1 protein-coding gene is annotated in these 262 nt (G+C 44.3%); it reads left to right on the forward strand.

What is annotated here, in order from left to right; all coding sequences use genetic code 11:
* The coding region (locus AAEZ22_RS18450; protein ID WP_352298512.1) for a YoqU family phage-derived protein at positions 1-262 on the forward strand (262 nt) is incomplete at both ends.

Here is a 262-nt window from a genome sequence, read left to right on the forward strand (position 1 = left end):
TTGACCACATTAATGACCTAATAAAAGTTATTGCCTCACATGGCCGCTGTTTCTTCAAGCGTAAAGGGGTTGTTGCTTACATGGAAAAAGACCGCAACGGTAAAGTGTGGCTGGTGGATGAATACACCAAGAACCGCATCTATGTAGCCTATGAGGGGCATTGGTACGGCTTTAGTCATGGCGGCACTATGAAAGCCTTAGTAGAGCGCTTTTACGATTATATCAAAACAGGTAAGCCAATCTCAGTAGAGCAGTTAGCGTT

This window comes from Pseudoalteromonas sp. 20-MNA-CIBAN-0454, from assembly GCF_040308685.1.
Lineage (GTDB): Bacteria > Pseudomonadota > Gammaproteobacteria > Enterobacterales > Alteromonadaceae > Pseudoalteromonas > Pseudoalteromonas nigrifaciens.